The sequence below is a fragment of the Limnohabitans sp. YIMB22184 genome (assembly GCF_048020265.1).
Lineage (GTDB): Bacteria > Pseudomonadota > Gammaproteobacteria > Burkholderiales > Burkholderiaceae_C > Limnohabitans_A.
This window is the reverse complement of the sequence record NZ_CP171843.1, coordinates 2,314,747-2,337,194: the sequence shown is the minus strand read 5'-3', so window position 1 is coordinate 2,337,194 and position 22,448 is coordinate 2,314,747. Positions and strand designations below refer to the sequence as shown.

26 protein-coding genes are annotated in these 22,448 nt (G+C 61.5%); 16 read left to right on the top strand and 10 right to left on the bottom strand.

The genetic code is table 11. The features are described 5' to 3' along the window. Nucleotides 1–5 precede the first annotated feature (5 nt). Together hemL and thiD are read right to left on the bottom strand one after the other, a co-directional pair. Nucleotides 6–1,301 (bottom strand): glutamate-1-semialdehyde 2,1-aminomutase, encoded by a 1,296-nt coding sequence (gene hemL / locus ACHEXL_RS10735; protein WP_416559449.1) that lies wholly within the window; start codon nucleotides 1,299–1,301, stop codon nucleotides 6–8. A 17-nt stretch (nucleotides 1,302–1,318) separates the two neighbouring features. Continuing rightward, nucleotides 1,319–2,263: a bifunctional hydroxymethylpyrimidine kinase/phosphomethylpyrimidine kinase gene (gene thiD, locus ACHEXL_RS10730; protein WP_416559448.1), complete on the bottom strand. Its 945-nt coding sequence runs from the start codon at nucleotides 2,261–2,263 to the stop codon at nucleotides 1,319–1,321. Nucleotides 2,264–2,365: 102 nt separating this feature from the next. Between thiD and ACHEXL_RS10725 the strand changes: the two genes are divergently transcribed. Beyond that, a complete protein-coding gene (locus ACHEXL_RS10725) occupies nucleotides 2,366–2,536 on the top strand; it encodes a rubredoxin (RefSeq protein ID WP_090045047.1) in 171 nt (56 codons plus the stop codon). On the opposite strand, the gene ACHEXL_RS10720 is transcribed toward ACHEXL_RS10725, so the two are convergent. Then, a complete protein-coding gene (locus ACHEXL_RS10720) occupies nucleotides 2,537–4,012 on the bottom strand; it encodes a cryptochrome/photolyase family protein (protein ID WP_416559447.1) in 1,476 nt (491 codons plus the stop codon). It lies immediately after the preceding gene. A 74-nt stretch (nucleotides 4,013–4,086) separates the two neighbouring features. Here ACHEXL_RS10720 and ACHEXL_RS10715 point away from each other — a divergent pair, with 74 nt between their 5' ends. The 6 genes from ACHEXL_RS10715 to ACHEXL_RS10690 all read left to right on the top strand — a co-directional run bounded on the left by ACHEXL_RS10715 (nucleotide 4,087) and on the right by ACHEXL_RS10690 (nucleotide 8,737). Next, nucleotides 4,087–4,689, top strand: a complete 603-nt coding sequence (locus tag ACHEXL_RS10715) for a YqgE/AlgH family protein (protein ID WP_416559446.1) — start codon at nucleotides 4,087–4,089, stop codon at nucleotides 4,687–4,689. After that, entirely contained in the window at nucleotides 4,686–5,102 is a 417-nt protein-coding gene (gene ruvX, locus ACHEXL_RS10710; RefSeq protein WP_416559445.1) for a Holliday junction resolvase RuvX, read from the top strand. The genes ACHEXL_RS10715 and ruvX overlap by 4 nt, the downstream gene beginning before the upstream one ends. Then, a complete protein-coding gene (gene pyrR / locus ACHEXL_RS10705) occupies nucleotides 5,099–5,599 on the top strand; it encodes a bifunctional pyr operon transcriptional regulator/uracil phosphoribosyltransferase PyrR (protein WP_416559444.1) in 501 nt (166 codons plus the stop codon). Before ruvX ends, pyrR begins: the two co-directional genes overlap by 4 nt. A gap of 16 nt (nucleotides 5,600–5,615) precedes the next feature. Further along, a complete protein-coding gene (locus ACHEXL_RS10700) occupies nucleotides 5,616–6,581 on the top strand; it encodes an aspartate carbamoyltransferase catalytic subunit (protein ID WP_108427055.1) in 966 nt (321 codons plus the stop codon). Nucleotides 6,582–6,592: 11 nt separating this feature from the next. Next, entirely contained in the window at nucleotides 6,593–7,885 is a 1,293-nt protein-coding gene (locus tag ACHEXL_RS10695; RefSeq protein WP_416559443.1) for a dihydroorotase, read from the top strand. A gap of 108 nt (nucleotides 7,886–7,993) precedes the next feature. After that, nucleotides 7,994–8,737: a lysophospholipid acyltransferase family protein gene (locus ACHEXL_RS10690; RefSeq protein WP_416559442.1), complete on the top strand. Its 744-nt coding sequence runs from the start codon at nucleotides 7,994–7,996 to the stop codon at nucleotides 8,735–8,737. 30 nt (nucleotides 8,738–8,767) lie between these two features. Here the strand turns inward: ACHEXL_RS10690 and ACHEXL_RS10685 are convergent, their stop codons facing one another. Both ACHEXL_RS10685 and ACHEXL_RS10680 read right to left on the bottom strand, forming a co-directional pair. After that, the gene (locus tag ACHEXL_RS10685; RefSeq protein ID WP_416559441.1) at nucleotides 8,768–9,169 is read right to left on the bottom strand and encodes a surface-adhesin E family protein; all 402 of its coding nucleotides are present in this window, start codon (nucleotides 9,167–9,169) and stop codon (nucleotides 8,768–8,770) included. Nucleotides 9,170–9,184: 15 nt separating this feature from the next. Next, entirely contained in the window at nucleotides 9,185–10,168 is a 984-nt protein-coding gene (locus ACHEXL_RS10680; protein WP_416559440.1) for a polyprenyl synthetase family protein, read from the bottom strand. Nucleotides 10,169–10,386: 218 nt separating this feature from the next. On the opposite strand from ACHEXL_RS10680, the gene rplU reads away from it, so the two are divergent. The 4 genes from rplU (at nucleotide 10,387) to proB (ending at nucleotide 13,390) form a co-directional block, all read left to right on the top strand. Next, complete coding sequence (rplU, locus tag ACHEXL_RS10675) at nucleotides 10,387–10,698, top strand: 50S ribosomal protein L21 (protein WP_053171757.1); 312 nt, start codon at nucleotides 10,387–10,389, stop codon at nucleotides 10,696–10,698. 12 nt (nucleotides 10,699–10,710) lie between these two features. Continuing rightward, complete coding sequence (rpmA, locus tag ACHEXL_RS10670; protein WP_019430604.1) at nucleotides 10,711–10,971, top strand: 50S ribosomal protein L27; 261 nt, start codon at nucleotides 10,711–10,713, stop codon at nucleotides 10,969–10,971. Nucleotides 10,972–11,074: 103 nt separating this feature from the next. Next, entirely contained in the window at nucleotides 11,075–12,199 is a 1,125-nt protein-coding gene (cgtA, locus tag ACHEXL_RS10665; protein WP_416559439.1) for an Obg family GTPase CgtA, read from the top strand. A gap of 54 nt (nucleotides 12,200–12,253) precedes the next feature. Further along, nucleotides 12,254–13,390, top strand: coding sequence for a glutamate 5-kinase (gene proB / locus ACHEXL_RS10660; RefSeq protein WP_416559438.1), 1,137 nt, complete (start codon nucleotides 12,254–12,256; stop codon nucleotides 13,388–13,390). 36 nt (nucleotides 13,391–13,426) lie between these two features. Here proB and ACHEXL_RS10655 read toward each other — a convergent pair whose 3' ends face one another. Next, the gene (locus ACHEXL_RS10655; protein ID WP_416559437.1) at nucleotides 13,427–14,044 is read right to left on the bottom strand and encodes an RNA pyrophosphohydrolase; all 618 of its coding nucleotides are present in this window, start codon (nucleotides 14,042–14,044) and stop codon (nucleotides 13,427–13,429) included. Nucleotides 14,045–14,144: 100 nt separating this feature from the next. Here ACHEXL_RS10655 and ACHEXL_RS10650 point away from each other — a divergent pair, with 100 nt between their 5' ends. Then, nucleotides 14,145–15,890: a proline--tRNA ligase gene (locus ACHEXL_RS10650; protein ID WP_416559436.1), complete on the top strand. Its 1,746-nt coding sequence runs from the start codon at nucleotides 14,145–14,147 to the stop codon at nucleotides 15,888–15,890. A gap of 90 nt (nucleotides 15,891–15,980) precedes the next feature. Next, nucleotides 15,981–16,568, top strand: a complete 588-nt coding sequence (locus tag ACHEXL_RS10645; RefSeq protein WP_416559435.1) for a lytic transglycosylase domain-containing protein — start codon at nucleotides 15,981–15,983, stop codon at nucleotides 16,566–16,568. Here the strand turns inward: ACHEXL_RS10645 and ACHEXL_RS10640 are convergent, their stop codons facing one another. After that, complete coding sequence (locus tag ACHEXL_RS10640; RefSeq protein ID WP_291926430.1) at nucleotides 16,569–17,003, bottom strand: DUF1841 family protein; 435 nt, start codon at nucleotides 17,001–17,003, stop codon at nucleotides 16,569–16,571. Between the two features lie 311 nt (nucleotides 17,004–17,314). On the opposite strand from ACHEXL_RS10640, the gene pcaF reads away from it, so the two are divergent. Then, complete coding sequence (gene pcaF, locus ACHEXL_RS10635) at nucleotides 17,315–18,517, top strand: 3-oxoadipyl-CoA thiolase (RefSeq protein ID WP_416559434.1); 1,203 nt, start codon at nucleotides 17,315–17,317, stop codon at nucleotides 18,515–18,517. 61 nt (nucleotides 18,518–18,578) lie between these two features. Here pcaF and ACHEXL_RS10630 read toward each other — a convergent pair whose 3' ends face one another. Next, the gene (locus ACHEXL_RS10630; RefSeq protein WP_416559433.1) at nucleotides 18,579–19,100 is read right to left on the bottom strand and encodes a DUF2062 domain-containing protein; all 522 of its coding nucleotides are present in this window, start codon (nucleotides 19,098–19,100) and stop codon (nucleotides 18,579–18,581) included. Between the two features lie 225 nt (nucleotides 19,101–19,325). Here ACHEXL_RS10630 and ACHEXL_RS10625 point away from each other — a divergent pair, with 225 nt between their 5' ends. Beyond that, a complete protein-coding gene (locus ACHEXL_RS10625) occupies nucleotides 19,326–20,273 on the top strand; it encodes a TerC family protein (protein WP_416559432.1) in 948 nt (315 codons plus the stop codon). Between the two features lie 72 nt (nucleotides 20,274–20,345). On the opposite strand, the gene ACHEXL_RS10620 is transcribed toward ACHEXL_RS10625, so the two are convergent. Then, entirely contained in the window at nucleotides 20,346–21,239 is an 894-nt protein-coding gene (locus ACHEXL_RS10620) for a LysR family transcriptional regulator (RefSeq protein ID WP_416559431.1), read from the bottom strand. Between the two features lie 211 nt (nucleotides 21,240–21,450). On the opposite strand from ACHEXL_RS10620, the gene ACHEXL_RS10615 reads away from it, so the two are divergent. After that, nucleotides 21,451–21,741 carry a zf-TFIIB domain-containing protein gene (locus tag ACHEXL_RS10615; RefSeq protein ID WP_416559430.1) on the top strand — a complete coding sequence of 97 codons (291 nt, stop codon included), beginning with the start codon at nucleotides 21,451–21,453 and terminating at the stop codon, nucleotides 21,739–21,741. A 14-nt stretch (nucleotides 21,742–21,755) separates the two neighbouring features. Here ACHEXL_RS10615 and ACHEXL_RS10610 read toward each other — a convergent pair whose 3' ends face one another. Beyond that, nucleotides 21,756–22,445, bottom strand: coding sequence for a TetR/AcrR family transcriptional regulator (locus ACHEXL_RS10610; protein WP_416559429.1), 690 nt, complete (start codon nucleotides 22,443–22,445; stop codon nucleotides 21,756–21,758). Between the last annotated feature and the right edge of the window lie 3 nt (nucleotides 22,446–22,448).

Genomic DNA, 22,448 nt, shown 5'->3' with positions numbered 1-22,448 from the left:
TCAGCTCAGAGTGTTTTGAACACGTCAGAGGCCACACGCACGGTCTCGGCGATGTCGGCTTCGGTGTGCGCTGCGCTCACAAAACCGGCTTCGTACAGCGCAGGCGCGATGTACACGCCACCATCGAGCAAGCCATGGAACAGTTTGTTGAACTTGGGGCTGTCGCTGGTCATCACTTTGGCATAGTTTTGTGGCAACTCGGGCAGCAGGAAAAAGCCGAACATGCCACCTTGGCAATCGCCCACAAAGGGCACACCCGCCGCAGCGGCAGCGCCCGTCAGCCCGTCCACGAGGCTTTTGGTGCGAGCGCCCAGGGCATCAAAAAAGCCGGGTTTGGCAATCTCGCGCAGCGTGGCCAGGCCACAGGCGGTGGCCACCGGGTTGCCGCTGAGCGTGCCGGCCTGGTAGACCGGGCCGGTGGGCGCCAATTGGCGCATGATCTCGCGCGGGCCACCAAAGGCCGCCAGCGGCATGCCGCCGCCGATCACTTTGCCCAGCACCGTCATGTCGGGCTTGAATCCGGGGATGGCTTGGGCGTAGACGCTTTGCGCACTTCCCAGAGCCACGCGGAAACCTGACATCACTTCGTCAAACACCAGCAGCGCGCCGTGTTCGCTGCACAGCTCGCGGCAGCGTTTCATGAAGGGCACGCTGGCGCGCACAAAGTTCATGTTGCCCGCAATCGGCTCGATCATCACGCAGGCCAATTCTTGGCCGTGCAGCTGAAATGCTTCTTCGAGTTGCGCGATGTTGTTGTATTCCAGCACCAGGGTGTCGCGCACCACTTCGGGCGGCACGCCTGCGCTGGTGGGGTTGCCAAAGGTGGCCAGACCCGAGCCGGCCTTGACCAGCAGCGCATCGCAGTGGCCGTGGTAGCAGCCTTCGAACTTGATGAACTTGGTGCGGCCGGTGGCCCCACGAGCCAAGCGCAGTGCGCTCATGCCCGCCTCGGTGCCCGAGCTGACCAGGCGCACCATTTCCATGGACGGCACGTGCTTGATGATTTCTTCGGCCAGCTCGATTTCGCGCTCGGTGGGGGCACCAAAGGAGAAACCGTCGAGGGCTGCTTTTTGCACAGCTTCGAGCACGGCAGGGTGGCCGTGGCCCAGGATCATCGGGCCCCAGGAGCCGATGTAGTCAATGTATTTTTGGCCGTTGGCGTCCCAGAAATAAGCGCCTTGGGCACGCTGCACAAAACGGGGGGTGCCCCCCACGGCGCGGAAGGCGCGCACAGGCGAGTTGACCCCACCGGGGATCACTTGGGCGGCGCGGTCAAAAAGGGTTTGGTTGCGGTCAGTCATGGGGCTTGTCTCTGGCTTCAATGTTTGGTTTCGTTGAATGGCACTTCAAAGTAATCGGCGCCGGGATGAACTTCGGGGCCTTCTTCGCCGTCGCTTTCTTCGCCTTCAGGCAGTGCCCAAAACAGGCGGTCTGGAATGACCTGGCCCATACCGGGCCGAAAACCCTCATCCAGACAGCGGTCGAGGTAATGCAGGGCTTCGCTGGTGGCTTCGGGCAGATCCATGCCGGTGGCCAGCAAAGCGGCAAGGGCCGCGGTCAGGGTGTCACCTGCGCCGGCAAATACGGCCTCGATGCGCTCAAACTTTTCGTGGGCCAAGACGGTTTCGGGCGAGGCCAAGGCGTTGTCAATGTGCTGGTCGGGCAAGGGCAGGCCGGTCACCAGGGTGTAGGGCACGCCCAACTCAGCGGCAGCTTTGGCAATGTCGCGTGGCCCGGGGTTGCGCTCGCCCGACCATTCCGGCAGCAGCCAGCGGCGCAGGGTGCTGTGGTGGCCGACCAGCACACTGGTCTGCGGCAGCAGCAATTCGCGAAAAGCGTCCAGATAAGCGTCGATCTTGTCGTCTTCCCACCAGGACAAATTGGGCATGTAAGCCACCACCGGCACGCCGTCGTAGTCGTCCGAGAGTTCAGCAATCACTGCCAGGCTCTCCGGTGTGCCCACAAAGCCGACTTTGATGACTTGCACGGGTACGTCTTCGGCCACGGCGCGGGCCTGGTCGTGTACGGCTTCTTCGTCAAGGGGGTAAAAGTCGGTGATGCTGGTGGTGTCCCGCACATAAGCACCGGTACATACCGGCATGCAATGTGCCCCGACCGAAGCCATGGCGGTCGCGTCGCAGGTCAGGCCTCCTGCGCCGCTGGGGTCGTTGGCATTGAAGGAGAGGACGCAGGCCAAGCCCGCAGCGTCCTCGGCATCCAGCACGTCGGTCTCGGTTGGGAATTCGGGCTTGTGATCGGTCATGAAAGGCGAATTGCAGTGTGCTTCAGAAGGTCTTCAGCCGGGCACCGGGCTCGCCCGATACAATCAAATCATTCTATTCGACTCTCTGATTGCGACACTGTGATGGAACACAAAACCTGGATGTGCCTGATTTGCGGCTGGATCTACGACGAAGCCGCAGGCGACCCCGAGCACGGCATTGCCCCCGGCACCAAATGGGAGGATGTGCCCATGAACTGGACCTGCCCCGAATGCGCAGCCCGCAAGGAAGACTTCGAGATGGTCGCCATCTGATCAGTCCGCGCTTTTCTTGACCACCGCATACCGCGCCAGCGTTTTCTCTCGCGCTTCGGCGTGGTCCACGATGGGTGCTGGGTAGGTCTTGCCAATCACCACCCCCGCCGCTTGCAACTCCATGGGCTTGGCCAGCCAGGGTGCGTGCAGTGCGGCCGTCGGCAAGTCTGCCAGTTCAGGCAGATATCGGCGGATGAACTTGCCTTCGGGGTCGAACTTTTCGCTTTGGTTGATCGGGTTGAAGATGCGAAAGTAGGGCTGTGCATCGCACCCGCTGGAGCTGGCCCATTGCCAGCCGCCGTTGTTGGCCGACAAATCAAAGTCGTTCAGGTGCGTAGCGAAGTACTTTTCGCCCCAACGCCAGTCAATGCCTAAATCCTTCACCAAAAAGCTCGCCACCACCATGCGCAGGCGGTTGTGCATGTAGCCTGTCTGGTTGATCTGGCGCATGGCCGCGTCCACCAACGGGTAGCCGGTGCGCGCTTCGCACCAAGCGTCAAACAGCTTGTGGGCGTGCGGGCCGTGTTCCCAGCGGATGGCGTCGTAGTCGTGTTTGAAGCTTTGGCCTTGGCCCACATGCGCAAAGTTGTGCAGCACCTGCACATAAAAGTCCCGCCAGATCAACTCCGACAGCCACACACTCGCCCCCGTGCTGCCCGCCTGCATGCGGGCATGCGCCTTGCGTGCCAGCTCGCGGATCGACACAGTGCCAAAGCGCAAATGTACGCTCAAATAACTGGGGCCTTTGACGGCTGGGAAGTTGCGCGTGTCTTCGTAATGGTCGATGCGGGTCAGAAAGTCCTGCAGCAAGGCCTGCGCGCCCGACTCACCCGTGGGGATTTTCAGCGCTTGCAAATTGGTGGGCTCAAAGCCGATGTCGGCCAGGCTGGGCACAGGGTGCGCCAGATCGTCGGGGCGTGGTGCCAGGCGTTTGGCCAGCGCTGCCACCTCGAAAGCCTGCAGGTCTTCGGGTGTGACTTTCTTCAGCCAGGCGTTTTTGTAGGGTGTGAACACGCTGAAGGGCTTGGCCGACTGGGTCAGCACCTCGTTACGCTCAAAAACCACATGGTCCTTGAAGGTGTGCAGCACGATGCCGTGGTCGGCCAGGTGGCCACGCACCTGGATGTCGCGGGCCAGTGCCAGCGGCTCGTCGTCGTGGTTGGCAAACACGGCCTGCGCTTGCAGGTGCTGGGCCAGTTTGACGATTTTGTCCTTGGCCACGCCGTGACGCACGATCAGGCCCGCCTTCGGGTCGCTCGCCAGTTCGCGCAAACGCTCATCAACTTCGACCAGCGATTCGCGGATGAATTCGACCCGCCTGTCCGCGCGGGGCAGGGCGTCCAGAATCTCGGTGTCAAAGACGAAGGCCACATGCACGCGTTGGCAGTGCTTGAGGGCTTGGTGCAGGGCCGCATGGTCACTGACGCGCAGGTCGCGCCGCAGCCAGACCAGGCCACAAGAAAAAGGGGTTTCCATCGGGGTATACCGGTTGGGGTCAAACAATGCACCTGTGGCTCCGTTGGCAAAAACGGGGCCGCTAAAATCGGCGCATGACCGCCGATTCTGCCTCCATTGACCTCAAGCATCATTTCCTGATCGCCATGCCCGGGTTGGAGGACGAGACATTTGCCCGCAGTGTCGTTTACATGTGCGAGCACAGCCACCGTGGGGCCATGGGTCTGATCATCAACAAACCGGCCGACATCAGCATGCGCTTGTTGTTCGACAAGGTGGATTTGCCCCTGCGTCGTGAAGACTTGGTGGACAAGCCGGTGGGCCACGGCGGCCCGGTGCAGACCGAGCGCGGTTTTGTGCTGCACGACCCGGTGCGCATGGACAAGCCTGAACTGGATGGCGGCTCCATTTACGCCTCCACCCTCACTGTGCCTGGCGGGCTGGAGATGACCACGTCGCGGGATGTGCTCGAAGCCCTTTCTTCGGGCGCTGGGCCACGCCGTGTGCTGGTCACGCTGGGTTATGCGGCCTGGGGCGAGGGGCAGCTGGAGTCCGAGCTGGGCGAAAACACCTGGCTCACCGTGCCCGCTTCGGCCGATGTGGTGTTTGAGGTGCCCATGGCCGAGCGCTACGACCGCGCCCTGGACCTGTTGGGGCTCAAAAGCTGGATGCTCTCGCCTGACGCGGGGCACGCATGAGCAGCACTCCCGAGAACACCGTTCCCGCCAACCACCAGAGTTTTTTGGCCTTTGACTACGGCCTCAAGCGTACTGGCGTGGCTGTAGGCAACCGGCTGATGAAAACCGCCACCCCGCAAGGCACCATCGCGGCAGAGGGCGACGCCCGGTTTGAGCACATCGCCAAACGCATCAAAGAGTGGCAGCCCGACGCGCTGGTGATCGGTGTGCCCACCCACCCCGATGGCGGGGAGCACGAAAACACCCTGCGTGCCCGCAAGTTCGGTCGCCAGTTGCGCGGCCGTTTTGGCTTGGTGGTGTACGAGGTGGATGAGCGTTACACCACCACCGAAGCGCATTCATATGGCGCCAAAGATGCCGATGCGGCGGCGGCGGCGATCATCCTGGACCAATTTTTAAGGAACATCCCATGAGCGCACTGGCTCTGAACGCCGAGGCCCTTTATTTGGAGCTGCTGCGCGGTGTGCGCAGCCTTTGCACGGCCCATACCCGCCTAGTGGGCATCACCTCGGGCGGGGCCTGGCTGGCCGAGCGCCTGCAGCGCGACCTGGGTCTGAGCGGCGAGTCAGGGCAGGTCTCTTCGGTCATGCACCGTGACGACTTCGCCCAGCGCGGCCTGTCTGCAGGCGGCCAGACCAGCCTGCCTTTTGAGGTCGATGGGGCCGATATTCTGGTGCTCGACGATGTGCTGTACACGGGCCGCACCATCCGTGCCGTGCTGAATGAAATTTTTGACTACGGCCGACCGGCCCGGGTGCAGCTGGCCGTGTTGGTGGACCGGGGTGGTCGCCAGCTGCCCATCCAGGCCGACTTTGCCGCCGCCCGAGTGGCCCTGCCGGAGACGCAATCGCTGGCGCTGGCCCGCGACGCGGCAGGCCGTTTCAGTTTTGAAGTGGAGAACAAAGCCTGATTGAGGTGAAAACAACATGCTCTACAAACGCAACAACCCCCAACTCAACAAGAACGGCGAGCTGATCCACCTGCTCTCCACCGAGGGCCTGTCCAAGGACATCCTGACGCACATCCTCGACACGGCGGCCAGCTTCGTCAGCGTGAGTGACCGCGAGGTAAAAAAGGTACCCCTTTTGCGCGGCAAGAGCGTGTTCAACCTGTTTTTTGAAAACAGCACCCGCACCCGCACCACCTTCGACATCGCGGCCACCCGCCTGTCGGCCGATGTCTACACGCTCGACATTGCGCGTTCGTCGGCCAGCAAGGGCGAGTCGCTGCTCGACACCATCGCCAACCTGAGCGCCATGGCCGCCGACATCTTTGTAGTGCGGCACAGCGAATCGGGCGCGCCGTACCTGATTGCCCAGCATGTCGCGCCCCATGTGCACGTGGTCAACGCGGGTGACGGTCGCCACGCCCACCCCACCCAGGGCCTGCTGGACATGTACACCATCCGGCACTACAAGAAGGATTTTTCCAACCTGACCGTGGCCATCGTGGGCGACGTGCTGCATTCGCGCGTGGCGCGCTCCGACATCCATGCGCTCACTACCTTGGGCTGCGCCGAAGTGCGTGTGGTCGGCCCTAAAACCCTGGTGCCCGCCGACATGGCGCAAATGGGTGTGCGCGTGTTCAACAACCTCGAAGAGGGTATTAAGGGCTGCGATGTGGTCATCATGCTGCGCCTGCAAAACGAGCGCATGAGCGGTGCGCTATTGCCATCCAGTCAGGAATACTTCGAGAGCTTTGGCCTAACCCCCGAAAAACTCCAACTGGCCAAGCCCGACGCCATCGTCATGCACCCGGGGCCGATCAACCGGGGTGTGGAGATTGATTCCGCCGTGGTCGATGGGCAACAAAGCGTGATCCTGCCGCAGGTGACCTTTGGCATCGCCGTGCGCATGGCGGTGATGAGCATCGTGGCCGGCAATGAGGCGTGAGGACTGACACCATGAAACTACTCATCCAAAACGGCCGCGTGATCGACCCCGCCAGCGGCTTTGACCAAATCGCCGATCTGGCGATCGCTGCCGGTCGCATCGTGGCCATGGGTCAGGCGCCCGCCGACTTCAACCCCAACCGCGTGATCGACGCCAAGGGCTGCATCGTGGCCCCAGGCCTGGTGGACCTGGCGGCGCGCTTGCGCGAACCCGGCCAGGAGCACGCAGGCATGCTGGAGAGCGAAATGGCCGCCGCCGTGGCCGGAGGCGTGACCAGCCTGGTTTGCTCACCCGACACCGATCCCGTGCTGGACGAACCCGGTCTGGTCGAGATGCTGCGCTACCGCGCCGAAAAACTGCACCAGGCCCGCGTTTTGCCCTTGGGCGCATTGACCGTGGGCCTCAAAGGCGAGGTGCTGACCGAAATGGGCCAGCTCACGGCTGCGGGTTGTGTGGGTTTTTCTCAGGCCGAGGTGCCGATCCCCAGTACGCAGGTGCTGCAACGCGCCTTGCAATACGCCAGCACCTTTGGCTTCACCGTCTGGCTTCGTCCACAAGAGTTGCACCTGGGCAAGGGCGTGGCCGCCAGTGGCGCTTTGGCCACACGCATGGGCCTGTCGGGCGTGTCGGTGGCGGCCGAAACCATTGCCCTGCACACGATTTTTGAGCTGGTGCGCAGCACGCGTGCTCGCGTGCACCTGTGCCGCATCAGCAGCGCCCAGGGTGTTGAGCTGATCCGCCAGGCCAAGGCCGAGGGCCTGCCGGTCACAGCCGACGTGAGCATCAACTCGCTGCACCTGACCGATGCCGACATGGGCTACTTCGACAGCCGTGCGCGCCTGGTGCCCGTGTTGCGCCAGCAGCGCGACCGCGATGCCCTGCGCGCAGGTTTGGTTGACGGCACCCTGGATGTGCTGGTGTCCGACCATACCCCGGTGGATGCCGACGCCAAGGCGCTGCCGTTTGCCGAGGCCGAGCCCGGCGCCACGGGCATGGAGCTGCTGTGGAGCCTGGCGCTCAAGTGGGGACAAGAGTCCGGGCTGCCTTTATCGCAAGTGTTGTCGCGCATCACGGCCGACCCGGCCCGTGTGCTGGGGTCGACGCTGGGCAGCCTGCAGGACTCGGTGGGTCATCTGGCGGTGGGCGGCGTGGCCGATGTCTGCGTGCTGTCGACCGAGGGCCATTGGCTTGTGACCGAAGCTTCGCTGCGCAGCCAAGGCAAGAGCACGCCGTTTTCCGGCTACGAGCTGCCTGGTCGCGTGTTGGCCACTGTGGTTGGCGGGCATGTGGCGTTCGAGGCTTGAGGGGTGTTGCGTCATGTGGTCACCCGAGCGGGCGCTGTCATGCCCGAGCGGATCGGGCGTTGAGGATGCCTTGTTCCAAGCCGTGGATGACCAGGGCATGAGTGCGTGATGCGGACCTTGCGTGCGATTTGGAAGTTGCTGCGTGGTCTATGGCACGTGTTGGTCGGCATGTGGACGATTTATGTCCGCTTTCCCCAGCTCAATGCCGAGCAGCGGGAAATGCGTGTGCAGGCGTGGGCACTGCAGTTTCTCGCCTTGTGGGACATTCACCTCAAGGTGCTGGGGCAGCCTGTGTCCAACGGACCGGCCTTGATCGTGGCCAACCACATTTCCTGGTTGGACATTTCGGTCATCCATGCGGCCCGGCATTGCCGTTTTGTGTCCAAATCCGACATCCGCGACTGGCCCTTGGTGGGCATGCTCGCCACGGGGGCTGGCACGCTCTACATCGAACGCACCAGCCGAAAAGATGCCTTGCGCATGGTCAAGGACATGGTCGATGCCATGAAGGACGGCGATGTGGTGGCGGTTTTCCCGGAGGGCACAACCAGTGATGGGCGTGATTTGTTACCTTTCCATGCCAACCTGATCCAGTCGGCCATTCAGGCCGACGCCCCGGTGCAACCCATGTCCCTTCAGTTTCTGGATGCACACAGCGGTGAGCCGAGTTTTGCGCCTTGTTATATTGGCGATGACACCCTGCTGGGGTCAATGTGGCGCACACTGACAGCGCCACGGATCACGGCGGTGGTCCATTTCGGTGCCTTGCAATGGGCCCAAGGCCGCGACCGCCGCGCATGGGCCCATGATTTGCGTGAAGAGGTGATCCGGCTGAGGGATGCCGTCCATTGAAGATCACAGCCTGATGGGCTGCGGCTTGCATCAACAAACGCGTCGGGCGATTTTTTGAATCGGTGATGTGGGGTCGATGTCCAGCCATTCGTGCAACATGCCTTGGCGGCTCACCACTTGGCCTGTGAGCATCGGACCGGTGTAATACGTCACATGCAACACCCGGGCCATTTTCAATTTGCAATTGAGTTGGATCTGTGAATGGACGGACAGATAAGGCTTGCCGTCACCTGTGCTTTGCGGTTTTTTGTAATCCAGAGCGCTCCACACCTTTTTCCGGCCGTCTTCTTCGGTGATGGACTTCGGGTCGATGTAGAACAAGCCTTGGTCGTTGAGCATGACCGCTTCCCATTTGGGGCTGGCTTGCGCGCCGAGGCACATGCAACAGGCCAAGGCGGCGAGGGCACGAACAAAGTGGCTGGGCAGTTTCATGGCCGATCCGCCCGGTCAGGTTCTGCGGTTCAGCAATTGTGATGCCAACACCACCATGGCTTGGCGATGGGCATTGTCAGGCAGCTGCATGGCCGCATCGATGGCGCGCTGTGCCTCGGAGGCCGCTGCGTTGCGCGTGGCTTCCAGTGCCCCGGTTTCGCGCACGATGGCCACGATGTCGGCCAAGCGCTCCACGCTGCCCGTCTCGATCGCTTCGCGCACGGTTTGTCTTTGGCTGTCGCTACCCAATTGCATGGCCAAAATCAAAGGCAAGGTCGCCTTGCCCTCGCGCAGGTCATCACCCAGGTTTTTGCCCATTTCTGCGGTGTTGCCGTCGTAATCCAGCACATCGTCGATCACCTGGAATGCCGTGCCCAAAGCCTGACCGTACTGGGCGCAAGCGGCCTCGGTGGCGGCGGGGCTGCCCGCCAGGATGGCCCCAAGGCGTGCGCTGGCTTCAAACAGTTTGGCCGTTTTGGACCGGATCACGCGCAAATAGCCTTCTTCGTCGAGCGAGGCGTCGTGCATGTTCATCAATTGCAGTACTTCGCCTTCGGCGATCACATTGGTGGCGTCGGCTAGGGTTTGCATCACCCGCATGCTGTCCGCGTCCACCATCATCTGGAAGGCGCGGGAATACAAAAAATCGCCCACCAGCACACTGGCTGGGTTGCCGAAGTTTTCGTTGGCCGTGGGCCTGCCCCGGCGCAGGGTCGATTCGTCCACCACGTCGTCGTGCAGCAGGGTGGCAGTGTGGATGAATTCGACAACAGCGGCCAGATTGTGGCGCTGGCTACCGGAGTAACCCAAGGCGCCGCAAGTCAAGAGCAAGAGCACCGGACGCAAGCGTTTGCCGCCAGCCGAAATGATGTAGCGCGCCACCTCACCCACCAAAGGCACGCCGGAGTCGAGTCGTTGAGCGATCACCCGATCGACTTTGGCCATGTCGGGGGCCACCAGTTCAAGGACGGCGGCTGTGCTGTGTTCTGAGGCAGACAAATGGAGGTTCCGGCTGGGTGTCCCGGCATGACCGGGGCGGCGAGGGCGGTGAACGGTGAGGTTTTGTAACTGCACGCATTATAGGGACCGCACTGCGCGGTTCGGCCCCTTCGAGGCCTGTGGCTGCCTGAACATTTGCCTGGCAAGGCGGTATCGTGCTAAAATTACCGGTTCCTTGGGGATTAGCCCTTGGAAACTTCCATTCAAAGAGGTCATTTATGTACGCGGTCATAAAAACCGGTGGCAAACAGTATCGTGTTGTCGCTGGCGAAAAAATTAAAGTAGAACAGATTGCTGCGGACGTTGGCCAGGAAATCGTGATCGATCAAGTTCTCGCAGTCGGCAACGGCGCAGACTTGAAAATCGGCACGCCCCTGGTGTCCGGCGCCACAGTCAAAGCCACTGTGGTGGCTCATGGCAAGCACGACAAAGTGCACATCTTCAAGATGCGCCGTCGCAAGCACTATCAGAAACGTCAGGGTCACCGTCAGCAGTTCACCGAACTGCAAATCGGTGCGATCGCTGCCTGAGGAGAATAGGTCATGGCACAGAAAAAAGGCGGCGGCTCTACGCGCAACGGTCGTGATTCCAAGCCAAAAATGCTCGGCGTCAAGGCTTTCGGTGGTGAACTGATCAGCGCAGGCTCGATCATCGTTCGTCAACGTGGTACCAAATTCCATGCTGGCAACAATGTCGGCATTGGCAAAGACCACACTTTGTTTGCCCTGGTTGACGGTCACGTGTCGTTTTCTACCAAAGGTGAGCTCAGCAAGCACATGGTCAACGTGACACCGGCTGTTTAAGCCTGTCTCGCCCATGGCAAAGAGGAGCCCCGCAAGCCGGGGCTTTTCGCATTCTGGACCGCTGGTCTTTTGGCAGCGATCCCCAAGCTAAACTGGAAATCTCATGAAGTTCGTTGACGAAGCCTATATTGACATCGCCGCAGGTGACGGCGGGAACGGCTGCGTCTCGTTCCGTCATGAAAAGTACAAGGAATTCGGTGGTCCCAACGGGGGCGATGGCGGTCGGGGCGGCCATGTGTACGCCTATGCCGACATCAACCTGAACACCCTGGTCGACTACCGTTATTCACGCCGCCACGAGGCCAAACGCGGTCAGCACGGCATGGGTTCCGACATGTTTGGTGCAGCGGGTGACGACGTCATCCTCAAAATGCCCGTGGGCACCATCATCAGCGACGCCGAAACCGGCGAAGTGCTGTATGAACTGCTGGTGCCCGGTGAAACCATCATGATTGCCAAGGGCGGTGACGGTGGTTTTGGCAACATGCGCTTCAAAAGCGCGATCAACCGCGCCCCGCGCCAAAAAACACCCGGCTGGCTCGGTGAAAAGAAAGAACTCAAGCTGGAGCTGAAGGTGCTGGCCGACGTGGGGCTGTTGGGTATGCCCAACGCAGGCAAATCCACCTTCATTGCGGCCGTGTCGAACGCCCGGCCTAAAATTGCCGATTACCCCTTCACCACCTTGCACCCCAACCTGGGTGTGGTGCGCGTGGGTCCGGAGCAAAGCTTTGTGGTGGCTGATGTGCCGGGCTTGATCGAGGGGGCCTCTGAGGGCGCCGGCCTGGGCCATTTGTTTTTGCGCCATTTGCAGCGCACGCGCTTGCTGCTGCATGTGGTCGACTTTGCCCCGTTCGACGAGAACGTTGACCCGGTGCAACAAGCCAAGGCCATCGTGGCCGAGCTCAAAAAATACGATGCCAAGCTCTACGACAAGCCGCGCTGGCTAGTGCTCAACAAGCTGGACATGGTGCCTGCTGATGAGCGCGAAGCCCGTGTGAAAGATTTCATCAAGCGCATGCGCTACAAAGGCCCGGTTTTCCAGATCTCGGCCCTGACCCGCGAAGGCTGCGAGCCGCTGATCAAAGAGATTTACAAGCACATCCGGGCTCAGCAAATCATCGAACAAGGCGTGGTGGACATCGACCCCCGCTTCAAGGAGCAGGACAAGCCGCTGGAGCCCGATGCCGATGACCCGCGTTTCAAGCCACTGTCCCCTGACGCCGATTGACTCGCGGCCTGCGCCGAAGATTCTTTGCCTCTCACGCCCAGCATATCCCGAAGCATGACCTCTGCCGCCGTTTCCACCCTCTTGCGCGATGCGCGCCGCATCGTTGTCAAAGTTGGCTCCAGTCTGGTGACCAACGAAGGCCGGGGGCTGGATGAGGGGGCGATTGGCGAGTGGTGCCGCCAGATGGCGCTGCTCAGCGCCCAGGGCAAGGAAGTGGTCATGGTCTCCAGCGGCGCGATCGCCGAAGGCATGAAGCGCCTGGGCTGGACCACCCGCCCGAGCGAAGTGCCAGCCCTGCAAGCGGCTGCTGCGGTGGGCCAGATGGGCTTGGCGCAGATGTACGAAACCAAGCTGCGGGAAAACGGCATGGGCAGCGCCCAGGTGCTGCTCACGCACGCCGACCTGGCCGACCGCGAGCGCTACCTCAATGCCCGCTCCACTTTGCTGACACTTCTGCAGCACCGCGTGCTGCCTGTGATCAACGAGAACGACACGGTGGTCAACGACGAGATCAAGTTTGGTGACAACGACACCTTGGGCGCTTTGGTGGCCAACCTGATCGAAGCCGACTTGCTGGTCATTCTGACCGACCAAAAAGGCTTGTACACCGCCGACCCCCGCAAAGACCCCGCAGCTACTTTTGTGCACGAGGCCCGAGCCGGTGATCCGGCCCTGGAAACCATGGCGGGCGGTGCAGGTTCGAGCATCGGCAAGGGCGGCATGATCACCAAAATCCTGGCGGCCAAGCGTGCAGCCGGTTCGGGCGCGTCCACCGTGATCGCCTGGGGGCGCGAGCCCGATGCCCTGCTGCGCCTGGCGCAGGGTGACAACATGGGCACCTTGCTGGTGGCGCAAACGGCCAAGCAGCAGGCCCGCAAACAGTGGATGGCCGACCATCTGCAGCTGCGCGGCTCGGTCACGGTGGATGCGGGTGCAGCCCACAAAGTGCTGACCGAAGGCAAAAGCTTGTTGCCCATTGGCATGACGGGCGTAGCGGGTGATTTTTCACGCGGCGATGTGATCGCGATCCGGGATGAACAAGGTGCCGAAATCGCCCGGGGCCTGGCCAATTACGCCAGTGCCGAGGCCCGTTTGCTGTGCCGAAAGCCTTCGCACGAGTACGAGGCCTTGCTGGGGTACACCGCCGAGCCCGAGATGGTGCACCGCGACAACTTGATACTGAGCCGCTGACACCGCAGGTGTTGCCGGGCGCACCCGCCTGAGGTGTCAGCCTTGCGGATTGGGGTCAAAGCTGGCCCCTGGCGGTAACTCCATGTGCATGGGGTGCTGCATGTCGGGTCGCGGACCTTCTTGCTCGCTGCCTTCGCGAGGCGAGCGGTTGCCACTGCGCAGATAGCGGTTTTGGCGGTCCTGGCGCGGCAGAAAGCGCGCCAACTCGGTCAGCGCCATCTCGTATACACCGCGCTTGAACTCCACCACCACATCGAGCGGTACCCAGTAATCGTTCCAACGCCAGGCGTCGAACTCGGGGTGGTCAGTGGCGCGCAGGTTCAGATGGTGGTCGTGGGTGACCAACTGCAGCAGGTACCAGATTTGTTTCTGGCCCTTGTAAAAACCGCGTGCATCCCTGCGGATGAAGCGGTCTGGCACCTCATAGCGCAACCAGTCACGGGTCCGGGCCACGATGCGCACATGCTCCGGGTGGAGCCCCACTTCTTCATGGAGTTCGCGGAACATGGCCTGTTCAGGGCTTTCGCCCCGGTCAATGCCACCCTGCGGAAACTGCCAGCTGTGGGTGCGGATGCGCTTGCCCCAGAAAACCTGGTTTTTCTGGTTGAGCAGAATGATGCCGACGTTCGGCCTAAAGCCTTCACGGTCAAGCATAATCAACCTCAAATTTTTAAATTGTGTCCATTATGCACGGCGCACCGCCGCTGGCTGTTGGATGTTTCCCTGATGCCCTTGTCTGAGTTAGCCTGTTGCGATGAAAGCCTCCCAGTTCCTCATTTCCACCCTCAAAGAAGCCCCCGCCGATGCCGAGGTGGTCAGCCACAAGCTGATGACCCGGGCGGGTCTGATCAAGAAACTGGGTGCAGGCATCTACAACTACATGCCCATGGGCCTGCGCGTGATCCGCAAGGTGGAGGCCATCGTGCGCGAAGAGATGAACCGCGCAGGGGCCATCGAGATGACCATGCCCGTGGTGCAGCCCGCCGAGCTGTGGCAGGAAACGGGTCGTTTTGACAAGATGGGCCCAGAGCTTTTGCGCATCAAGGACCGCCACGGCCGTGATTTCGTCATCCAGCCCACCAGCGAAGAGGTGGTGACCGACGTGGTGCGCCAGGAAGTGCGCAGCTACAAGCAGCTGCCCAAAAACTTTTACCAGATCCAGACCAAATTCCGCGACGAGCGCCGTCCCCGTTTTGGCCTGATGCGCGGGCGCGAATTCACCATGAAAGACGCCTACAGCTTTGACCGCGACATGGCCAGCGCCAAGGCCAGCTACCAGGTCATGGCCGGGGCCTACCGCAAGATTTTCGACCGTTTTGGTTTGACCTACCGCGCCGTCGCCGCAGACAGCGGCGCCATCGGGGGCGATTTGAGCGAAGAGTTCCAGGTGATTGCCGCCACGGGGGAAGACGCCATCGTGTATTGCCCCACCAGCAGCTACGCCGCCAACATGGAAAAAGCCGAGGCCCTGGCCCCGAGCCAGCCCCGCGCTGCAGCCACACAGGCCCTGACCAAAACCCCCACGCCAGGCAAGAGCACCTGCGAAGACGTCGCCGCCTTGCTGAACGTGCCGCTGTCCACCACCGTCAAGTCGCTGGTGCTGGCCACCGACACGCTCAATGAGCAGGGTGAGATCGTCAAATCGCAAGTTTGGCTGCTGTTGCTGCGCGGCGACCACGATATGAACGAAGTCAAAGTCGGCAAGCTGCCCGGCATGGAAGGCGGCTTCCGCTTTGCCACCTTGAGCGAGATCGAAGACCACTTTGGTTGCAAGCCGGGTTACCTCGGCCCCCTGAACCTGAAGAAGCCCGTGCACTTGGTGGCCGACCGCGAAGTGGCCGTGATGGCCGACTGGATTTGCGGTGCCAATGAACCAGACTTCCACATCACCGGCGTCAACTGGGTCCGTGACCTGCCCGAGCCTGCCCTGGTGGCCGACATCCGCAACGTGGTGGCGGGCGACAAGTCGCCCGACGGCCAAGGCGAGCTGGCCATTGAGCGTGGCATCGAAGTGGGCCATGTGTTCTATTTGGGCACCAAATACTCCAAGGCCATGAACGCCACCTTCCTGGACGAAACCGGCAAACCGCAATTTTTGGAAATGGGCTGCTACGGCATTGGCATCACACGCTTGCCCGCCGCCGCCATCGAGCAAAACCACGACGAGCGGGGCATCATCTGGCCCGACGCCATTGCCCCCTTCACCGTGGTGGTTTGCCCCATCGGCATGGACCGCAGCGAAGCCGTCAAGCTTGAAGCCGAGCGCATCTACGCCGCCTTGTTGGCCGAGGGTGTGGACGTGATCCTGGACGACCGGGGCGAGCGCCCCGGTGCCATGTTCGCCGACTGGGAATTGATCGGTGTGCCGCACCGCGTCACCATCGGCGACAAAGGCCTCAAGGATGGCCTGGTCGAATACCAGCACCGCCGCGATGCCGAAGCCAGCAAGGTGGCGGTATCGGACATCTTGGCGCATATCCGCTCTCGCATGACAGTCTGATGCGTTCGGGCCATGCCGTCCGCCATCCCCCTGCCGCTTGAATGGTGTTCTCGGCGTCAAGCTCTGAGGCGCTTGGCGAAGGTGGCCGTCATGGGCAGTGGTCTTGGACTTTTGACCGCGCAGCCAGCGCTTGCGGGGGCACAGGTGGAGGAGCGTTTGTCGCATGCCGTGCGCACGGCCCTGAGCGCTGCCGTGGCCCATGCCGCGCCGCCCGATCCAGTGCTGGTCACGACGGCTGACCAGCAAGCTTACGCCGACTGGCTGGCCGCCACGGGCCGTCTCCTCGCTCGTTTCCAAAGCCACCCCACAGAGCGGCAAGAGTTTTTGCAAACGCTGTGGTACGAAGCCCGCCGAGCCGGTTTGTCACTGTCATTGGTACTGGGTCTGATCCAGGTGGAGAGCGCTTTTCGCAAGCACGCGGTTTCCCCTGCGGGTGCTCGGGGTTACATGCAGGTCATGCCTTTTTGGACCCGCTCGATCGGCGATGGCGATGCGAGCCGCTTGTTCCACATGCAAACCAACTTGAGATTTGGCTGCGTGATCTTGCGGCATTACCTCGACCGCGAGGGCGGTGATCTGTTCATGGGTTTGGGACGTTACAACGGCTCCCGAGGGCAAGCGGCCTATCCCGATGCGGTGCAGACGGCCCAGCGGCGCTGGTTGCAGGCGGTGGACTGATCAGTCTTGCGTGGCGTGGCGTTGCACGCAGGCGATGTAGGACTCGCCATCGGGCATGCGGCCTGAGCGCTGGCTTTCATGCACCATGCGACCCAGGCATTCCATGGCCTGGTGGTGGGCATCGTGCAGGGAGTTGAGTCTGTGGGTCAGCAACTCCACCGCCTGGCGGATGCCACGGGGTTGGTCAATGCTGCATTGCTCGCTGATCGACAGGTGCATTGACAAGTGCAAAAAAGGGTTTTCCCGGTTCGGGTCGGCCGTGTGCATGTTGGCCAGTGCCGCGTCCACATCGGCCAGTTCGGCGTGGTATTCGGGGTGTTCCTCAATCCATTGGCTCACCAGCATTTCCATGGGTTCGAGGGGAGCTGAGGTTTTGGCCTTGGCGTAAACGCCGCAAAAAAAGCGCCGGACATCGGCTTGTGAAGGTTGGATCAGCATGGCAGCAATTGTCCTTCATGTCTGCATGGGGTAGCCTGCGATGGGGCCATGGGGCTCGGGCTCAGAGGCGCTTCGCTTTGCCACATCGCCCCATCCCCATGGCCCCATCGCAGGCATGATGGCACGGGTCAGCGAGCACCGAGTCTTTAGAGGGCATGGCCCTGTTCGCACGATGTGGCAAAGCGAAGCGCCTCTGAGTGCGGACAGGGCCATGCCCTCTACAGACGGGTTAAACCCCTAGAATGATTTCAATCACCGCACAAAACATGCAATAAAATGCATAAAATTTTCATCTGGAGCTCTAACACATGAACCAAGCCTACATTTGCGACGCGATCCGTACCCCCTTTGGCCGTTACGGCGGTGCTTTGAGCAGCGTGCGCACCGACGACTTGGGTGCGGTGCCCCTGCGTGCCCTGATAGCCCGCAACCCCAACGTGGACTGGGCGGCGGTGACCGACGTGCTGTACGGCTGCGCCAACCAGGCCGGTGAAGACAACCGCAACGTGGCCCACATGAGCAGCTTGCTGGCCGGTCTGCCCATTGATGTGCCCGGCGCCACCATCAATCGCCTGTGCGGCTCGGGTCTGGACGCCATTGGCACCGCCGCCCGCGCCATCAAGGCGGGCGAAGCCAGCTTGATGATTGCCGGTGGTGTGGAAAGCATGAGCCGCGCCCCGTTTGTGATGCCCAAAGCCGAAAGCGCCTTCAGCCGCGCCAACGCCGTGTACGACACCACCATCGGTTGGCGCTTTGTCAACAAACTGATGAAAGCCCAATACGGCGTTGACTCCATGCCCGAGACCGCCGAAAACGTGGCCACCGACTTCAAGATCGAACGCGAAGCGCAAGACCTGATGGCCTACAACAGCCAGCTGCGTGCGGTCGCTGCCATCAAGGCCGGGCACCTGGCCCGCGAAATTGTGGGCGTGAGCATCCCCCAGAAAAAGGGCGATGCGATCATTGTCGACACCGACGAGCACCCGCGTGAAACCAGCCTGGAAGCGTTGGCCAAGCTCAAAGGCGTGGTGCGCCCGGACGGCACCGTGACCGCAGGCAACGCCTCGGGTGTGAACGACGGTGCTTGCGCCTTGCTATTGGCCGACGAAGCCACGGCCGCCAAAAACGGCTTGACTCCGAAGGCCCGCATCGTGGGCATGGCGACTGCGGGCGTGGCACCGCGCATCATGGGCATTGGCCCTGCACCTGCCACGCTGAAAGTGCTGGCACAAACCGGCTTGACCATCGACCACATGGACGTGATAGAACTCAACGAAGCTTTTGCCGCGCAGGGCTTGGCCGTGTTGCGCATGCTGGGCCTGAAAGACGACGACGCCCGCGTGAACGCGTGGGGCGGCGCTATTGCTTTGGGTCACCCGCTGGGTGCGTCGGGTGCCCGTTTGGCCACCACCGCCATCAACCGCTTGCAACAAACCGCGGGTCGTTATGCGCTGTGCACCATGTGCATTGGCGTGGGCCAGGGCATTGCGCTCATCATCGAGCGGGTGTGACGCGTGAACCCCGGATCAAAACCGGGGTGACGCACCCGGCCTCTAACCGCTTCGGGGGCACTCATCTTTTCGTGTTGGAGCGGTGGCGCCTGAATGCCACACGCAGGCGCCAGCCGAGTTTGACCAGCAAATAGGCGAGAGCGGCACCGCCCACACCGAAAATGCCCATGCCCAGAAGTACTGGGCCCCCCACTTCTTGTAAGCCACTCGCCCAACTCGCGTCGGGCAATGCTTGTGTGTGCGTGGACGAGCCCAGAAACAGCTGGCCCACCGGGTAGGCCAGCCAGAGCCAGAACCCGAAAGTCAATGGGTTGGTCAACATGGTCATGACGGCGGCTGCCGGAATGTTGCCGCGCCACCAGGTGCAGTGCGCAGCGGCCACAAAAGTTTGACCCAAGGGGATCACAAAGGCCCAGAAGGTGCCAATGGCCACGCCCCTTGCCACCGATTCGTGTTGCAGGCGCCACAGCTGGGGATGCAGCAGGTGGTGTGCCACCGGGCGCAGCCAAGCGTGTTGCGCCAGGGATTCGCGGGTGGGCAATGCCTTTTTGAGTGAGGCTCGCATGTTGTGGAAGTCAGGCATGACGCGTCCAGTGTGTCGATGCTGGCATGTTGCCCAGGCAAGGCTTTAGAAAACAGCAAGAAAATTCAGTCTGACACTCTTGTTTTTAAAGAATGAATAAGCTTTTTATTCAGTAAAAATAAAGGCCTTCATGCAGGCGCACAGATCCGGTTTCGGGATTCATCCTGGCAATCCTTGACAGTGCGATCCTGCTGAACAGTGTCTTCAATAACAAAGAGGTATTTCATGGAAACCATTGCCCCCCTGTGGCTCTGGGCCACATTTGTGGCCATCGTGCTGGTGTCGCTGTTCGTGGACTTTGTCGTGCTCAAAAAGCAGGGCGCCCACGATATCGGTGTCAAGGAAGCGCTCAACTGGTCCCTGATCTGGATCGCGCTGAGTTTTCTGTTCAACGGCTTGTTCTGGTGGGCCATCAAGGACACGACCGGATCGGTGGAACTGGCCAACACCAAGTCGCTGGAGTTCCTGACCGGCTACCTGATCGAAAAATCATTGGCGGTGGACAACATCTTTGTCTTCCTGATGATCTTCACCTACTTTGCGGTGCCCACGAATTTCCAGAAGCGTGTGCTCATGATCGGCATCATCGGCGCGATCGTGCTGCGCACCGTGATGATCTTGGTCGGTGGCTGGCTGCTGGCCGAATTCCACTGGGTGCTCTATGTGTTTGGTGCCTTCCTGATCCTCACGGGTGTGAAGATGTGGTGGGCGGCGGGCAAAGAACCTGACCTCGAAGACAACCCGGCTCTGAAGCTGCTGCGCAAGGTGCTGCCGGTGAGCAAGAACTACGACGGTGAAAACTTCTGGACGGTGGAGAACGGCAAGAAAATCGCGACCCCGTTGTTCATGGTGATCTGCCTGATCGCACTGACCGATGTGATCTTTGCGGTAGACTCGATCCCGGCGATTTTCGCGATCACCTCGGACCCTTTTATTGTCTTGACCAGCAACGTGTTCGCGATCCTGGGTTTGCGTGCCATGTACTTCCTGCTGGCGGCGGTGGCCAACAAGTTCCACCTGCTCAACTACGGCCTGGCCGTGATCCTGGTGTTCATCGGCACCAAGATGTGCCTGATCGATGTGTTCAAGATCCCGGTGGGCATCTCGTTGGGCGTGGTGGTCGGCATCCTGGCCACGACCATGCTGCTCAGTGTGCGTTCAGCCAAAGCCTGACGCGCGGCATTCGTGATCCAGCCTCCAGGGCTCCAAGCCCTGGGGGCTTTTCACATCTGGAGCTGTGCTGCCTTAGGTGGCCGCGTCGCTGGCCTGCAAGAGCCGCTGCACCAGCGGGTGCTGCACTTTCTTTTCGGTGCCGATGGCAAAAAAGTTTTCCTTGACCCCTTCACAAGGTCCGAGGCGTTGCACATCGTAGTGCGCCAGCAGTTCGTCATGCACCCATTCGGCAGCAGGGAACACGCCCATGCCGCTTTCGCCAAAAGTCTTGAGCAAGGCGCTGTCTTCGAATTCGCCCACGATGCGTGGCTGGATGGCGTGGTGTTCAAACCAATGGTCCAGCCGGGTGCGGACGGCAGTGTGGCCGGTGGGCAGCAGCACCGGCACCTCGGCCAGGCTGGCCGGAAATTTCTTCTTGGCCGATTTGACCAGCGCCGCGCTGCCGTACCAGGATACGGCAGATGAGCCCAACGCATGGTTGTAGAGCTTGATATTGGCGTTGCCCGGTGCAGGCCGGTCCGACAGCACCACGTCCAGGCGGTGCAGGGCCAGGTCACCCAGCAGGTCGTCGAACTCCCCCTCGTGGCAGAGCAAACGCAAATGCGGCTCGCCCATCACGGGCTGCATCAGGCGGCGCACCACCAGTTTGGGCAAACCGTCCGAGATGCCTGCGGCCAGCCGCACGGTGGGCGAGCTCACCGCATCGCGCACCTTGGCCGGCAGGTTTTCGCCCAACTGAAAAATCTGATCAGCCTGCTGCATGGCCGCCAGTCCTGCATCGGTCAAGGCCAGGCCGCGCCCTGCGGGTTTGAGCAGGGCATAGCCCAGCGAGCGCTCCAGCTCCCGCACCTGGGCGCTCACGGTTTGTACCGCCATGTCGAGCTTGTCGGCCGCACGGGTGATGCCGCCTTCCTTGGCCACAACCCAGAAGTAGTACAGGTGCTTGTAGTTGAAGGTGGTGCGCATGGACAGAATTTTTGAGAGGGTTGATCAGCGATTATCTGCTTTTACAAGACTCATGGCGGCCGTAAATTCAGTTCACATTTCACTTGCATTCCGTGGGCTGCAGCGTCTGCCTGCTCTCTGCGGCCGAAGGGCGTGCGTTGCCAGACGGTGCGGTGGAATGGATGAAGGTTTGATTCACATGTTGCGCTTGTCCAAATTCAAAGGAATCACCATGAAATGCCCCACTTGTGCCGATACCCCCCTCGTCATGGCCGAGCGCCAGGGCGTCGAAATCGATTACTGCCCATCCTGCCGGGGCATCTGGCTGGACCGCGGCGAGCTGGACAAACTGCTGGACCGCGCTGCGGCGGCTGCTTCTGTGCCAGCGGCACTGCCGCAGCAGGCTGCCCAGCCAGCGCCGAGCATGCAGCGCCCACAGGGGCATGACGATGGGCGTTATGGCTACGGCGACCGGGACCACTACAAACGCAAGAAGTCCTGGTTGCATGAAATTTTTGACTGAGTAGCCTCTACACCTTACAGCGGTGTTGGCGGCACGGCGCAGGTGCGGGCCCGTAAAAACAAAGCCAAAGCGGTCTCGGTCAATCCGTCGAGCGAGGCGCGCGGCGGGTTTTTCTTGCCCGCCTTACGGGCCGGGTGCTCGTACCACTGCACCGACCAATTGAGCGCGCCAAAAATCATCAGCCGCGCCAGACCGACCGGGGCTTGTAGCTCCCCGCTGTCGTGCAGCGCTTGCAGCACCGGTATCCAGGCCGCTTCGTACTCGTCCTTGATCTGCGTGATGGTTTGGCGTTGTTCGGCGCTCAGCGAGCGCCATTCGTAAAGCATCACCGGGATGAAGTCGCTGTCAGGCCCGAGCAGCACATCGAACTGGTTGCGGATCAGCACGCGCAGTCGGTCGCGTGCGCTTTCTTGTCCGCTCAAACCGGCACAGGCGGCGCGTTGGCGCTCACTGGCCTGCTTCATGCCCTCCACCATCACGGCCAGCAACAGGTCTTGCTTGTTGCCAAAGTGGTAGAAGGGCGAGCCCGGTTGCATGCCGACCTGCGCGGCGATTTCGCGCGTGCTGGTGGCGTCATAGCCTTGGCGGTGAAACAGCTGCGCTGCCGCCGCAATCAGGGCTTGCCGCCGATTGCCATCGTCGCGTTCGCCCTCGGTTTTGCGGGGGCGGCCGCGTGTGCGTTTGGGTTCAGCCAGTTCGGTCATGCG